Here is a 14823-nt window from a genome sequence, read left to right on the forward strand (position 1 = left end):
GCGGGTCTCTTCTTGCGTGGCATACGACCTCCTCTGGGTCATGGTATGCCCCGACACACAAAATTCCTGACACCCTCCTTTCTTTCAAAAGAAAGTTACCCGCGCGCAGCGCGGAAGCTGTTGATTTTCCCGTCGGGACTGGTCGTTGCTCTGCGCTTTGGGCGCGTCGCCTTTTCTGCGATCCTCTGCGTGATCTCCCGCGAAACTGACCCATGCGCACCCTCTTCTTCGACCTCGACGGCACTCTCATCGACTCCGCCGTCGGCATCACCCGCTGCGTCGCGTATTCGCTCGAACGCATGGGCCATCCCGGATTGCCGGCGGACGCGCTGCGCGGCTGGATCGGGCCCGCGTTGCGGGTGAGTTACGGGCGCCTGTTCGACGACCCCGCCGACGTCGAACGCGCAGTCGCGCTGTACCGCGAGCGCTACGACGTCGAGGGCTGGGCCGAGCACACGGTCTACGCCGGTATCGGCGATGCGATCGAGGCGCTGCATGCGGCCGGGTTCCGGCTCGCCGTCGTCACCGCGAAGAACGAACCGCATGCGCGGCGGATCGTCGACACGCTGCCGTTCGGGCACCGGTTCGACGACGTGATCGGCGCGACCCTGGATGGCCGGCTCAGCCACAAGCCCGAGCTGATCGCCGAAGCGCTGGCGCGTTTCGGCATCGCGACGGAGGCCGCGCCCGGGCTGTGCACGATGATCGGTGACCGCGACCTGGACATCGTCGGTGCCGCGCACCACGGTCTGTGTGGTGTCGGTGTGCTCTGGGGCTTCGGCGATGCCGACGAACTGCGTGCGGCCGGTGCGCATGCGCTCGCGGTCGTGCCCGACGTGCTGCCGGCGCTGCTCCGCAACGCCATTCGCGCCCCGTTTCTTTCGTAGTAGCCTGTCCGCGCACGTCGATCGGTCGGGGAAAGGCATGGGATTCCGTTGGGGTTGGGCGCTGGCCCTGTTCATCGCGCTGTCGGGCGCAGCGTCGTGCGCCGCCGCGGCCGAACACGTCAGCGGCGGATTGCGGTTCGAGACCGGCGCGGAGCCGGCGTTCGTGGTCCGCCATGAATTGCCCGCGCGCTGGGATCCCGGCGCGGCCGGCGCCGACGACCATCGCTGGCGCTACTGGCTGTACGACGTGCAGTCGGATCGCCGCCGTGGCCAGGACATCAGTTACACCGAGCATGTGTTCGAGCCGAAGTCGCAGTCGCTGCTCGGCGACGCCGGCCGTTTCCAGATCGACTTCAATCCCGAGTTCCAGCGCCTGACGATCCACCGGGTCGAGCTGCTGCGCGACGGTCGCTGGCAGAACCGGCTGGTGCCCGACCGCATCTCGCTGGCGCGGCGCGAGGCCGATTTCGAGCAGGACATGACCGACGGCACCGTGACCGCGCTGATCGTGCTCGACGACGTGCGCGTGGACGACATCGTGCGGGTGAGCTACAGCGTCGCCGGCAGCAACCCGATCCTCGCCGGGCAGATCTCGGACTGGGCCACGCTGTCGTGGCGCAACCCGACGCTGCGCAGCGGCCTGCGCGTGCTCTACGACCCGGGCACGAAGTTCCGCGTGCATCGCGAGAACACCGCGCTGGCGCCGCAGGTCCGCCATCTCGCCGACGCCGAGGAGGTACAGGTGCAGGCGCGCGGCCTGCCGGCCACGGTGTACGAGGACAGCTACCCGGCGTGGTACCAGCCGTTCCCGACGGTGCAGATCGCGCCGGACCGCGGCTGGGGCGAGGTGGTGCGCTGGGCGCTGCCGCTGTATCCCCGCTTCGACCAGCCGTTCGACGACGACCTGGAGCGCCGCCTGGCGCAGTGGAAGACGCTGCCCGATCCGGCCGCGCGGCTGACCGCGGCGCTGCGCGCGGTGCAGAACGACGTGCGCTACTTCGGCATCGAGATCGGCGACAACAGCCATCGCCCGAATCCGCCCGGGCTGGTGTGGCAGCGCCGCTACGGCGACTGCAAGGACAAGGTCTACCTGCTGACCACGCTGCTGCACCGGCTGGGGATCGAGGCCGCGCCGGCGCTGGTGTCCACCGACCGCGGCCGCGCGATCGGCGACTTCGTGCCGAGCGCGTCGGTCTTCAACCACGTGATCGTGCGGGCCCGCATCGGCGGCGAGACGGTGTGGGTGGACCCGACCATGACCCAGCAGGGCGGTGACCCGCGCCTGTTCGACCTCGGCGACTACGGCATGGTGCTGCCGGTGGCCGAAGGCGTCACCGCGCTGGAAACCGTCGTCCGCCCGCGCGAGGGCAACGCCGGCATCGAGGTGAAGGAGCGCTTCCTGCCCGCCGCCGACGGCAAGGAAGCCACCTTCGAGGTCGAGACCATCTACACCGGTGCCTCCGCCGACTACCAGCGCCGCAACACGCTGAGCGAGCGCGGCACCGACCTGTCGCGCCGCTATTCGGAGTACTACCGCAAGCGCTACGGTGAGGTGGAAACCCTGTCGGAGCCGAAGATCGAGGACGATCCCGAGCACAACCGCCTGCGCATCAGCGAAAGTTACCGGTTGAAGACGCCGTTCGGCGACGCCGCCGCCGGCGTGCGTTCGCTCGAGGTCTACGCCGAGGCGTTGCAGGCCGCGAGCGAGCTGCCCGACGCGCTGGAGCGCCACGGGCCGCTGGAATTTGCCGACCGCGGGCGCTACCGCCACGAGATCGTCGTGCAGTTGCCGGAGCGCTGGAAGCCGACCTTCACCGCCGAGCGCGCCGATCGCAACGCCGACGCCTTCGGCTTCCATCGCGACGTGGAAGTCGGCGACAAATCGGTGACGGTGGTGTACGAACTCGACGTCAAGCGCAGCGAAGTGCCGCAGGACCAGGTGGCCGCGCACCTGGCCGAACTGCGCAAGGTGCGCGACGACCTGTCCGCGACCCTGCGCTTCGCGCTGCCCGCCGCGGTCGGCGCGCAGCAGCGCCAGGAACGCCTGCGCGCCCTGCTGCGCGAGGTGATGGAAGAGAACGCGAAGTGAGCGGCCGCCGGCGGGACCACGACCGTTCGCGGGCCTCGTGCGCACTGGCGCTCGCGCTGGCCTGCGCCTGCGCGCTGCCAGTCGTGCAGGCGGCGAAGACCAATGGTGCGAAGGACGGCGACGCGACGTCGGCGGCGCGCGAGCGCGCGCTGGCAGCGTCCACGCCCGAGCAGGTGGCGGCCGATCCGGCGCAGGCGTGGACGCGGTTCCTTGCCCATGCCGACCTCGGCGATGCCTACCAGCGTTACGACGCGATGGACGCGGTGGGCTACACGCTCGCCAGCGTCGATGCCGAGGCCTGCCGCAGCCACGGTGATGCCCTGCGCGAATCCGTGCGGCAGGTGCCGATCAGCATCGCCCTGCATCGCGCCGCGCTGCTGTGCGCCGAGGCGGTCGGCGACGCGGCGCAGGCCGATCGCGAGGCCGCGGCGCTGGCCGCGCTGTCGAAGCTCGCGCTGGCGAATGCCGGCGAGGGTTACTACCGCCGGCCGATCCGCGTGTTCTCGCCCAGCGACATCTATGCCCTGGTGGCGATGCTCGGCTACGAATTCCGCTACGACTACTACCGGCTGGTGCGCCCGGAACGCACCATGCCGCTGGTCGTCGCCGCATGGGATCCCGACGCGAAGGTCGAGCATCACCTGGCGTTCGACTTCATCGAAGCCACCTACGCCGTCGATCGCGACGACGAGCATGCCGGGTTCCCGATCATGCGGAACGATCTGGTGGACGCGTTCGTGAAGAGCGAACGCGAGAGCGGCGAAGTGATCGGCGAGGACATCGCCGCGATGCAGGCGGCGCAGGAAGCCGGCACCGCGGCCGATCGCCTCGACGCGCTGCGCGAGGCGGTGCGGCGCGGCGGCATCGCCTCGATGCGCGAATGGCTGGCGGTGTGCCGCCAGGCGCGTCCGTCCGGCTGCGGCGAGGAACTGGTCGACGCGCTGCTGCCGCTGGCCGAACAGCGCCAGGCGATGCCGATGGTGATCCTGGCGCTGGCGCATGCCGAAGGCGTGGGCGTGGCGAAGGACATGCAGGCGGCGCAGGCGCTGCTGGAGGCCGCGGACCGCCGCTGGTACCGCCGTGGCGCCAGCGTCGTCTATGCCCAGTTGCAGGCCCGCATCGGCGGCGCCGCGGGCGATCCCTTCGTGCTGGAGCGCCTGCGCCTGGCCGATGCGGCGGGGAATGTCGACGCCGCCCTGCTGCGCGTGGTACGGCAGATCATCGCCCGGCCGGAGGGCGCGCTTTCGCCCGCCCAACGCGAACTGCTGTCGCGACCCGCGGCGAACGGCACCGGCATGGGCCACGCCATCCTCGCCGGCTATCACGAACAGGCCGGCGACAAGGCCGCGCAAGAGGCGGCACGCCGGCAGGCGGCGGAAGCGGGCAACGCGATGATGCAGCGCGAACTGGCCTACGCGCTGCAGCGCGAGGTGCGCGCTGCGCACCCGGGTACGCAGCGCGGGACGGAGATGGCGGCCGAGGCGCAGGTCTGGCTGGAAGCCGCGGCGCAGGGCGGCGATGCGCTCGCGATGCGCACGCTCGCGCATGCCGCCTGGCAGCGCGGCGAATGGCGGGCCGCGACCAACTGGCTGCTGGCGGCGGCGTCCGCCGGCGACGTCGACGCGATCCACGATCTCGCCACGGCCTACGAATCGGGGCGGCCCGAGCTGAAGGGCGATCTCGCCACCGCGGTGGACCTGTACGAATCGATGGCGACGACGCCCGGCGCGCAGGGCGCGCGTGCACGCCGTCGGCTGGCGCAGTTGTCGATCCAGGGCCGGGGCATGAAGCGCAAGCCCGAACGCGCGGTCGCGCTGTTGCGCGACGATGCCGACCGCGGCGACGTCGAATCGCAGACGCTGCTGGGCGCGTTGCTGCTGGAGGGCGTCGACGGACTGTCCGCCGATCCGGACGCGGGCATGCGCTGGATGGAGCGCGCGATCGCCGCCGGGTCCAATCGTGCGCGCAACGCGCTGGCGCAATGGCTGCATTCGGGCAAGGGATCGACCGCGGAGCGCCGCCGCCGCGCGCTGGCCCTGCTGCGAGAAGCCGACCCCGCGGGCGACGATTTCGACAGTCTCCGCAACAGCCACGCCTGGATGCTGTGCGTCTCGCCTTACGACGACGTGCGCGATCCCGTGGCGGGCTGGGCGTTGGCGCAGCGCATGCTGGCGGCCGGGCCGCTGGATCCGGCCGAACTGGATACCGTCGCCGCCTGCCAGGCCGCGGACGGCGACTTCGCCGGCGCTGCCAGGCACCAGCAGCAGGCCATCGACGCGCTGCCGAAGGACGCGCAGGGCCGGCCGGACGGCGGCCGGGGCATGTTCGACCGCCTCGCGCTGTATCGCGCCGGCAAGGCCTACCGCGAATCCGCGCCCTGACCGGGGCGCGGCGCTGGCAACGTATGCACCGCGCGACGATGCCGATCCGGTCGGGTCGGCGTGGTAGCGTTGCGGGTCGCCCGTTACCGCCTCGTGCTCACCGATGACCTTCCAGCGCCGACGCACCAAGATCCTCGCCACCCTCGGACCCGCCACCGACGCCCCGGGCGTGCTCGACGCGATCCTGCGCGCCGGCGTCGACGTGGTCCGCCTGAATTTCTCGCACGGCGACCCCTCCGGGCAGGTCGCGCGCGCCGAGGCCGTGCGCGCCGCCGCGGCGCGCGTCGGCACCGAGGTCGGCATCCTCGTCGATCTGCCCGGGCCGAAGATCCGCATCGAGAAGTTCGCGAACGACAAGGTGAAGCTGCGCGCCGGCGACACCTTCACGCTGGTCGCCCGCGAGGACGCGCCGCCCGGTGACGAGACGCAGGTCGGCGTGAGCTACCTCGGCCTGCCCGGCGACGTGGTCGCGGGCGACGTGCTGCTGCTCGACGACGGTGTGGTGCAGCTGGAAGTGACAGCGGTGGAGGGCGAACGCATCGTCACCACCGTGCTCAACGACAGCGAACTGTCGAACCGCAAGGGCCTGAACAAGCTGGGCGGCGGCCTCTCGCTGGGCGCGCTGACCGAGCGCGACCGCGAACTGATCGCCGTCGCCGCGGAACTGCGCGCCGACTTCATCGCGGTGAGCTTCTGCCGCAACGCCGAGGACATGCAGGAAGCGCGCCGCGTCGCGCGCGCCGCCGGCAGCGATGCCTGGGTGGTGGCGAAGGTCGAGCGTGCCGAGGCGATCGAGAACCTGGTCGAGATCGTCGACGCCAGCGACGTGGTGATGGTCGCGCGCGGCGACCTCGGCGTGGAGATCGGCGACGCCGAACTGCCCGGCCTGCAGAAGAAGATCATCCGCACCTCGCTCGAACGCAACAAGGTGGTGATCACCGCGACGCAGATGCTGCAGTCGATGGTGAGCAGCCCGATCCCGACCCGCGCCGAAGTGCTGGACGTGGCGAACGCCGTCATCGACGGCACCGACGCGGTGATGCTGTCGCAGGAATCCGCCGCCGGCATGTATCCGGTGCGCGCGGTCGAGGCGATGGCGCGCATCTGCCTCGGCGCCGAGCGCCAGTTCGAGCACGACACCGACTTCGAGGACGCGCCGCGCAACCTCGAACGCGCCGACCAGGCGATCGCGATGGCCGCGATGTTCCTCACCGAGCACATCGGCGTGGGCGCGATCGTGGCGATGACCGAATCCGGCGGCACCGCGCGCTTCCTGTCGCGCTTCCGCGGCCGTGCGCCGATCTTCGCGTTCGCCCGCGTGCCGGCCGCGCGCCACCGCATGGCGCTGATGCGCGACGTGTTCCCGATGGACTACGACAGCCGCGGCGAGACCCCGCGCCAGGCCGCGCGCGGCAGCATCCGCAAGCTGGTCGACGCCGGCCTGCTCGGCCCCGGCGATCGCGTGGTGTTCACCAGCGGCGAGCACATGGAAACCCACGGCGCCACGAATACCCTGCGCCTGTTGCAGGTCGGCGACGACGGCACGGCGGAGGGGTTGGGCGAGCTCTGAGCGATCGGTGGCAGTGCGATCCCTGCCGATACCCGTTTCCGTCCCGGTTCACCAGGGAGGCGTTCCGATGAAGTGCATGGCCGTGATGCTCTCGCTCCTGCTGACGACGCTGTCCTCGATCCCCGGGCATGCCTTCGCCGCCGAAGGCGTGGCCGTCGTCGATCCCGGGAGACTGTCCGAGTTCTGGATCGCGAAGGGCATGGGCGCCAACGACGCTTCGTATCTCACTTTCGGCCAGTCGCGCGACGACAGCTACGGATGCGTCGCGCAGGGTTTCGTGATCGACCGCGAGGGTCGGATCGTGCCCGGACGCGTCCTGCGATGGGCGCTGTCGTCGGGCGTTCCAAAATGGCGACGCCGGGAGCTGCTGATCCTGTTCCACAACAGCACGGGCCTGCTGGGCACGTATGTGCCGGCCGCCGCGAATGCCTCGCGCCGCGAAGTGTTCACCGTGGCTTTTCTTCCGTACTTCGGCCAGAAGCTGGCGTCGCAGCTGAGCGATGCACGGAAGACGGAATTCTCCGATCGCCTCCGCGAAAGTTGCCGGATCGACGACCTGCCCGCGTGGATGGCCGCTCACGGTACAGACGCCGGCAAGGTGCCCGAGCCGGAACTGGCGCCCGTACTGGTGCCCGACACTCGGCACTGATCCGGAGAAGCGCGCAGGAAAGCCGGTCTCGGTCGCGGTTGATACAATCCCCGGCCTGCACCGCCGCCCCGCGGTCGTCATCCCCATCGTCGCCACATCGTCACCACGGAGTCCGTCATGCTCGCATTCGTTTTCCCCGGCCAGGGTTCGCAGAAGAAGGGCATGGGCCAGGGCCTGTTCGACGAGGTCGGCGAATACGCCGGCATCGAGAAGGAGGTCGATGCGCTGCTCGGTTATTCGATGCGGCAGCTGTGCCTCGAGGATCCCGAGGACAAGCTCAAGGACACCCGCTACACCCAGCCGGCGCTGTACGTGGTCAATGCGCTGCACACCAAGAAGGCGCTGGCCGGCGGCGCGCGGCCGCAGTGGCTGGCGGGCCACAGCCTCGGCGAATACAACGCGCTGCTGGCCGCGGGCGTGTTCGATTTCATGACCGGCCTGCGTCTGGTGCAGAAGCGCGGCGAACTGATGTCGCAGGCGCGCGGCGGCGGCATGGCGGCGGTGATCGGCCTCGACGCCGGCATCATCGCGAACGTGCTGCGCGACAACGGCCTGGTCGCCACCGACGTCGCCAACTTCAACTCGCCGTCGCAGACGGTGATCTCCGGTCCGGTCGAGGACATCGACCGCGCCGGCCCGCTGCTGCAGGCCGCCGGGGCGCGCATGTGCATGCCGCTGCCGGTCAGCGCGGCGTTCCACTCGCGCTACATGGCCGACGCCGCGCGCGAGTTCGAGGCCTTCCTCGCGCCGTTCGAATTTTCGGCGCCGCGGACGCCGGTCATCGCCAACCTCAGCGCGCAGCCGTATCCGGCCGACGGCGCGGCGGCCAAGGCGCTGCTGGTCGGCCAGATCACCGGCTCGGTGCGCTGGGTCGAGAGCGTGCGCTACCTCGCCGCGCAGGGCGTGGACCGCTTCGAGGAAATGGGCCCGGGCAACGTCCTCGCCCGTCTGGTCCAGCAGATCCGGGCCGCCTGAGTCCCGGTACCCGGCCCGGACAGCCGGGCCGGGCGTCGGTCCGGCCCCCCGGCGGGGGAGGGGCGGGGAGGAGGGGCGGGTATAATCCCGGGATTCCCCGCCGCTCCTCCAGGACCCTTCCAATGAGCATCGAACAGCTTGCCGATATCGCCCGCGCCATGGTCGCCCCGGGCAAGGGCATCATCGCGATCGACGAATCCAACAGCACCATCGCCAAGCGCTTCGCCGGCGTCGGGATCGAGAACACCGAAGAGAACCGCCGCGCCTACCGCGAGCTGCTGCTCACCACGCCGAACCTCAACCAGCACATCTCCGGCGCGATCCTGTTCGACGAGACGCTGCGCCAGTCGACGAAGGACGGCGTGCCGTTCGCGAAGGTGATGATGGACAACGGCATCATCCCGGGCATCAAGGTCGACAAGGGCACCCACGCGCTGGCCGGCTGCCCGGGCGAAGTCGTCACCGAAGGCCTCGACGGCCTGCGCGAGCGCCTGAAGGAATACGCCGCCCTCGGTGCGAAGTTCGCGAAGTGGCGCGCGGTGATCACCATCGGCGAGGACACCCCGTCCGGCACCTGCATCGACGCCAACGTCCACGCGCTCGCGCGTTACGCCGCGCTGTGCCAGGAGCAGGGCATCGTGCCGATGGTCGAGCCGGAAGTGCTGATGGACGGCGAGCACGACATCGAGGAGTGCTACAACGTCACCGAAGCCACGCTGCGCGCGCTGTTCGACGCGCTGTACCAGCAGAACGTCGACCTGCAGGGCACGATCCTGAAGGCGTCGATGGTCGTCTCCGGCAAGGACTGCGAAGAGCAGGCCTCGGTCGACGAAGTCGCCGAATACACGCTGATGTGCCTGCGTTCGACCGTGCCGGCGATCCTGCCGGGCATCGTGTTCCTCTCCGGCGGCCAGAGCGACGAGGACGCGACCGCGCACCTCAACGCGATGAACCAGATGGGCCCGAACCCGTGGCCGCTGTCGTTCTCGTACGGCCGCGCCATGCAGTCGGCGGCGCTGAAGCTGTGGTCGCAGGACCTCGTCGCCAATTTCGGCAAGGCGCAGGAGACGGTGTTCGCCCGCGCCCGCGACAACGGCCTGGCCGCGCTGGGCCAGTGGGGCGGCTGAGCGTTCGACTTTGGTCGCATGCGATCGCCTGAGGCGATCGTCGCAAGTGCTTCGCGGACGCCGGCCTCGTGCCGGCGTCCGTCGTTCCGGGCCTGCGAAACGCTGCGTTGCCGTTGATGTGCCGGCATAGGCCGAAGGTCATGCATGTCGGCCACAAGCGTGCGTTTTCCCCGGGAAAACGCCGGTTTCCCGACGATCAATGCGAATTGCAAGCCGTTCGCGAATGCCGGGAATCGCGGATGCTGCCGCTACAATCGGGATCACTGCTTTGAAGGACTGCCCGATGCTCCCACGCCTGCCCATGGACGCGGCGCCCCGGTGCGCCCTGCGTTCCTTCGATCCCGTCCGCGCGGTCACGCGCGGCGCGACGATCCGTTTGGCGACGGTCGCCTTCGTCGCCTGCCTTCTCGTCGCCTGCGGCGGCAAGGACGACGCCGCGGCCGGCAAGCCCGGCGGCCCGGGTGGCAATGATCGCCCCGCCACCGTCACCACGCAGCGCCTGCAACCCGAATCCTTTGCCGAGCGCACGTCCGCGATCGGCACGGTGAAGGCGCACGAATCGGTCACGATCACCGCGAAGGTGAGCGAGCTCGTCGATGCGGTGCATTTCGAAAGCGGGCAGGAGGTGCACGCCGGTGCGCCGCTGGTCACGCTGTCCGATCGCCAGCAGCGCGCGGCGCTCGTCGAAGCGCAGGCCAACGCCGAGGACGCCGAACGCCTCTACCGTCGCCAGAGCGAACTGGCCGCGCAGCAGTTGATCGCGCGCTCGCAGTTCGACACCCAGCGCGCCGCGCGCGACGTCGCCAACGCGCGCGTCGGACAGATCCGCGCGCAACTCGCCGACCGCATCATCCGCGCACCGTTCGCCGGCACGCTCGGCATCCGCCAGGTCAGCCCGGGTGCGCTGGTCGCGCCGGGCACCGCGGTGGCGACGCTCGACGACGTTTCGCGTGTGTACGTCGATTTCCCGCTGCCCGAGGCGCTGCTGTCGACCGTCGCGCCGGGGCGTCCGATCAGCGGTCGCGCCGAAGCGTGGCCGGGTCGCAGCTTCACCGGCAACGTCTCCGCCATCGACGCGCGCATCGATCCCGCCACGCGCGCGGTGACGGTGCGCGCCGACCTGCCGAATCCCGAGCGCCTGCTGCGCCCGGGCATGCTGATCAACGTCGACCTGCCCAGCGCCGCGCGCGACACGCTGCGCGTGCCGGAGATCGCGGTGGTGCAGATCGGTCGCGACAGCTTCGTCTACCGCGCGAAGGACGACGGCACCGTCGAACAGGTCGCGGTGACGCTCGGTGCGCGCGCCGACGGCAAGGTCGAACTTGTCTCCGGCGTGCGCGCCGGGGATCGCGTGGTGATCGAAGGCACCGGCAAGCTGCGGCCAGGCGGCAAGTTCGTCGAGGCGAAGGCCGCCGGCGCTGCGCCTTCCGCCGGTGCCGCGCCCGTGGCGGCGAAGGGCTGACCGATGCGCCTGTCCGACGTCTCGATCGAGCGTCCGGTCTTCGCGACCGTGATGAGCCTGCTGCTGATCGTGCTCGGGCTGATGTCCTACAGCCGGCTCACGCTGCGCGAACTGCCCGCGATCGATCCGCCGGTGGTCTCGGTCGACGTGAGCTATACCGGGGCGTCCGCGGGCGTGGTCGAGACCCGCATCACCCAGGTGCTGGAAGACGCGCTGTCGGGCATCGAGGGCATCGAGAGCCTGCAGTCGCGCAGCGTCAACGGCCGCTCGACGGTGACGATCGAGTTCACGCTGAAGCGCGACATCGAGGCCGCCGCGAACGACGTGCGCGACGCCATCAGTCGCGTCGCCGACCGTCTGCCGGAAGAAGCCGACGCGCCGCAGGTGCAGAAAGCCGACAGCGATTCCGACGTGATCCTGTGGTTGAACATGAGTTCGACCTCGATGGACACGTTGCAGCTCAGCGATTACGCCGACCGCTACGTGGTCGATCGCCTGTCGTCGCTGGACGGCGTGTCGCAGGTGCGCATCGGCGGCCAGCAGCGCTACGCGATGCGCATCTGGCTGGACCGCGACGCGCTGGCCGCGCGCGGCCTCACCGCCGGCGATGTCGAGAGCGCGCTGCGCAGCGAGAACGTGGAATTGCCGGCCGGCCGCATCGAATCGGCGAACCGCGACTTCACCCTGCGCGTCGAGCGCAGCTACCGCACGCCGGAACAGTTCGCGACGATCCCGCTGGCCAAGGGCAAGGACGGCTATGTGGTGCGCTTGGGCGACGTGGCGAAGGTCGAACTGGCCTCGTCCGAGCGCCGCGCCTACTTCCGCAGCAACGGCGAGCCGAACATCGGCCTCGGCATCATCAAGACCTCGACCGCGAACAGCCTCGACGTGGCCCGCGCCGCGCGTGCCGAGGCCGAGCGCATCCAGACGAGCCTGCCCAAGGGCACGCGCATCTTCGTCGCCTACGACACCACGGTGTTCATCGAGGCCGCGGTCGCGCGCGTGTGGGACACGCTGTTCGAGGCGATCGTGCTGGTGCTGCTGGTGATCTGGCTGTTCCTCGGCAGCGCGCGCGCCGCGCTGATCCCGGCGGTGACGGTGCCGGTGTGCCTGGTCGCCGCGTTCATCGCGCTGTACGCCTTCGACTTCTCGATCAACCTGCTGACGCTGCTGGCGCTGGTGTTGTGCATCGGCCTGGTGGTGGACGACGCGATCGTGGTGCTGGAGAACATCCAGCGTCGCGCCGACCTCGGCGAGCCGCCGCTGGTCGCCGCGCGCCGCGGCACCGCGCAGGTCGCGTTCGCGGTGATCTCCACCACCGCGGTGCTGGTCGCGGTGTTCCTGCCGATCGGCTTCCTCGAAGGCAACACGGGGCGCCTGTTCCGCGAACTGTCGGTCGCGCTGGCCGCAGCGGTCGCGATTTCCGCGCTGGTCGCGCTGACGCTCACGCCGATGATGTCGTCGAAGCTGGTGCGTCCGCACGCGGCCGATCGCCCGAACCGCTTCCACGGCGCCATCGCGCGCCTGCTCGACCGCACGGCGCAGGGTTACCGACGATTGCTCGACCGCAGCCTCGACCGCACGTGGCTGTTCGGCGTGCTGATGATCGCCGCGCTCGGCGGCAGCGCGGTGCTGTTCAAACTGGTGCCGAGCGAACTGGCGCCGCCGGAGGATCGCGGCGTGTTCTTCGCCAGCGTCGTCGGCCCCGAGGGCGCGGGCTTCGACTACACCGTTGGCCAGGTGCAGCAGGTGGAGAAGATCCTGCTGCGCGACACCGGTGCGGGCAAGCCGATGCAGCGCGTCAACACGCGCGTGCCCGGCAGCTTCGGCGCCAGCGAGGAAATGCACACCGGCCAGGCGATCGTGTTCCTGCAGGACTGGGACAAGCGCAAGGCGACCACCGACGACGTCGTGTCGCAGGTGCGCAAGGAACTCGGTGGCCTGCCCGGCGTGCGCGTGAATCCGCAGCTGCGCACCGGCTTGACCCGCAACAACGGCCAGCCGTTCCAGCTGGTGATCGGCGGCCCCGATTACGCCGAACTCGCGCAGTGGCGCGACCGCATCCTCGCGCGCATGGAGAAGAACCCGAACTTCTTCTCCGCCGATTCCGACTACAAGGAAACGCGGCCGCAGATGCGGGTCGAGATCGACCACGCGCGCGCCGCGGACCTCGGCGTGTCGGTGAACGAGATCGGCCGCACGCTGGAAACGATGATGGGCAGTCGCCGCGTCACCACCTTCGTCGACAACGGCGAGGAATACGACGTGATGCTGCAGGCCGGCCGCGCCGTGCGCGCGACGCCGTCCGACCTCGCGGCGATCCAGGTGCGCGGCCGCAACGGCGCGCTGATCCCGCTGTCGAACCTGGTGAAGATCGACGAGATGGCCGAGGCCGGCAGCCTCAATCGCTTCAACCGCCTGCGCGCGATCACCATTTCCGCCGGCCTCGCGCCGGGCTATCGCATGGGCGACGCGATCGCGTGGACCGAGCAGGCGGTGAAGGAAGAACTGCCGGCGAGCGCGCAGATCGACTGGAAGAGCGAATCGCGCGAGTTCCGCAAGGCCGGCGGCGCGGTGCTGATCACCTTCGCGATGGCGTTGCTGGTGGTCTACCTGGTGCTGGCCGCGCAGTTCGAGAGTTTCCTGCACCCGCTGGTGATCATGCTGACCGTGCCGCTGGGCGTGGCCGGCGCGCTGCTCGGCCTGTGGATCGGCGGCAGCACGCTCAACCTCTTCAGCCAGATCGGCATCGTGATGCTGGTGGGCCTGGCGGCGAAGAACGGCATCCTGATCGTCGAGTTCGCCAACCAGCTGCGCGACGAAGGCCGCGACGTGCGCGAGGCGATCCTCGAATCCTGCGCGGTGCGCCTGCGCCCGATCCTGATGACGTCGGTGGCGACGATCGTCGGCGCGGTGCCGCTGGTCGTCGCCGGCGGCCCGGGCTCGGCCAGCCGCTCGACCATCGGCATCGTGGTGATCGCCGGCGTCGCGTTCTCCACGCTGCTGTCGCTGTTCGTGGTGCCCGCGTTCTACCGCGTGATCGCGCCGTACACGCGCTCGCCGGAAGCGCTGAAGCGCAAGCTCGAAGCGCTGGAAGCGGAGACGCCACAGGTCGGCGGGCACTGAGCCCGCCGCATCAGCCCGCCAGCGCGCGCCGGTAGCGCTCCGCCATCGCCGCGTCGAACGCGCACAGGATCACGCGCAGCTCCGCGGGCGCATGCGCGCGCAGCGTGCGCACGGCGACCTCGGCCGCACGATCGGGCGGATAGCCGAACACGCCGCAGCTGATCGCGGGGAAGGCGATCGACCGGATGTCGTGCTCGATCGCGAGGCGCAGACTCTTGCGGTAACAGCTCGCGAGCAGTTCGGGCTCGCCCTCGCGGCCGCCGTGCCAGACCGGGCCGACGGTGTGGATGATCCAGCGCGCCGGCAGCGTGAAACCGGGCGTGATCCGTGCCTCGCCGACCGGGCAGCGCACGAACGGCCGTACCATCGGGATCGCCTTGCAGGCCGCCGACAGCCCGGGGCCGGCGGCGCGATGGATGGCGCCGTCGACCCCGCCGCCGCCGGCCAGCGCCGCGTTGGCGGCGTTGACGATGGCGTCCACGTCCAGCGCGGTGATGTCGCCCTGGCGAACCTCGATGGGCATGGTGGCGGTTCCGTGGCCCGCGGGGAGGCGGGGG

10 protein-coding genes are annotated in these 14823 nt (G+C 70.3%); 9 read left to right on the forward strand and 1 reads right to left on the reverse strand.

Going from position 1 to position 14823, the window contains the following annotated elements; all coding sequences use genetic code 11:
* The first annotated feature begins 212 nt into the window (after positions 1-212).
* The 9 genes from ACT53R_RS17805 to ACT53R_RS17845 all read left to right on the forward strand — a co-directional run bounded on the left by ACT53R_RS17805 (position 213) and on the right by ACT53R_RS17845 (position 14266).
* Positions 213-887 (forward strand): HAD family hydrolase, encoded by a 675-nt coding sequence (locus tag ACT53R_RS17805; RefSeq protein ID WP_476173258.1) that lies wholly within the window; start codon positions 213-215, stop codon positions 885-887.
* A 37-nt stretch (positions 888-924) separates the two neighbouring features.
* Positions 925-2976: a DUF3857 domain-containing protein gene (locus ACT53R_RS17810; RefSeq protein ID WP_476173259.1), complete on the forward strand. Its 2052-nt coding sequence runs from the start codon at positions 925-927 to the stop codon at positions 2974-2976.
* Positions 2973-5357: a tetratricopeptide repeat protein gene (locus ACT53R_RS17815; protein WP_476173260.1), complete on the forward strand. Its 2385-nt coding sequence runs from the start codon at positions 2973-2975 to the stop codon at positions 5355-5357. The genes ACT53R_RS17810 and ACT53R_RS17815 overlap by 4 nt, the downstream gene beginning before the upstream one ends.
* Positions 5358-5460: 103 nt before the next feature.
* A complete protein-coding gene (gene pyk, locus ACT53R_RS17820; protein ID WP_476173261.1) occupies positions 5461-6927 on the forward strand; it encodes a pyruvate kinase in 1467 nt (488 codons plus the stop codon).
* Positions 6928-6994: 67 nt separating this feature from the next.
* Entirely contained in the window at positions 6995-7576 is a 582-nt protein-coding gene (locus ACT53R_RS17825; RefSeq protein ID WP_476173262.1) for a hypothetical protein, read from the forward strand.
* A 117-nt stretch (positions 7577-7693) separates the two neighbouring features.
* On the forward strand, positions 7694-8551 hold the full coding sequence (fabD, locus tag ACT53R_RS17830; RefSeq protein ID WP_476173263.1) for an ACP S-malonyltransferase: 858 nt from the start codon (positions 7694-7696) through the stop codon (positions 8549-8551).
* Between the two features lie 122 nt (positions 8552-8673).
* Positions 8674-9678 carry a class I fructose-bisphosphate aldolase gene (locus ACT53R_RS17835; RefSeq protein WP_476173264.1) on the forward strand — a complete coding sequence of 335 codons (1005 nt, stop codon included), beginning with the start codon at positions 8674-8676 and terminating at the stop codon, positions 9676-9678.
* A gap of 283 nt (positions 9679-9961) precedes the next feature.
* Positions 9962-11140, forward strand: coding sequence for an efflux RND transporter periplasmic adaptor subunit (locus tag ACT53R_RS17840; protein WP_476173265.1), 1179 nt, complete (start codon positions 9962-9964; stop codon positions 11138-11140).
* A gap of 3 nt (positions 11141-11143) precedes the next feature.
* Entirely contained in the window at positions 11144-14266 is a 3123-nt protein-coding gene (locus ACT53R_RS17845) for an efflux RND transporter permease subunit (protein WP_476173266.1), read from the forward strand.
* A 10-nt stretch (positions 14267-14276) separates the two neighbouring features.
* Here the strand turns inward: ACT53R_RS17845 and ACT53R_RS17850 are convergent, their stop codons facing one another.
* Positions 14277-14789: an O-acetyl-ADP-ribose deacetylase gene (locus tag ACT53R_RS17850; RefSeq protein WP_476173267.1), complete on the reverse strand. Its 513-nt coding sequence runs from the start codon at positions 14787-14789 to the stop codon at positions 14277-14279.
* Positions 14790-14823: the final 34 nt, after the last annotated feature.

This window comes from Lysobacter sp. DMC104 (genome assembly GCF_056313665.1).

Coding starts and splice junctions, on each gene's coding strand:
- fabD (WP_476173263.1), top strand. CDS start 7,694: ATGCTCGCATTCGTTTTCCCCGGCCAGGGTTCGCAGAAGAAGGGCATG.
- ACT53R_RS17805 (WP_476173258.1), top strand. CDS start 213: ATGCGCACCCTCTTCTTCGACCTCGACGGCACTCTCATCGACTCCGCC.
- ACT53R_RS17850 (WP_476173267.1), bottom strand. CDS start 14,789: ATGCCCATCGAGGTTCGCCAGGGCGACATCACCGCGCTGGACGTGGAC.
- ACT53R_RS17845 (WP_476173266.1), top strand. CDS start 11,144: ATGCGCCTGTCCGACGTCTCGATCGAGCGTCCGGTCTTCGCGACCGTG.
- ACT53R_RS17835 (WP_476173264.1), top strand. CDS start 8,674: ATGAGCATCGAACAGCTTGCCGATATCGCCCGCGCCATGGTCGCCCCG.
- ACT53R_RS17825 (WP_476173262.1), top strand. CDS start 6,995: ATGAAGTGCATGGCCGTGATGCTCTCGCTCCTGCTGACGACGCTGTCC.
- ACT53R_RS17840 (WP_476173265.1), top strand. CDS start 9,962: ATGCTCCCACGCCTGCCCATGGACGCGGCGCCCCGGTGCGCCCTGCGT.
- pyk (WP_476173261.1), top strand. CDS start 5,461: ATGACCTTCCAGCGCCGACGCACCAAGATCCTCGCCACCCTCGGACCC.
- ACT53R_RS17810 (WP_476173259.1), top strand. CDS start 925: ATGGGATTCCGTTGGGGTTGGGCGCTGGCCCTGTTCATCGCGCTGTCG.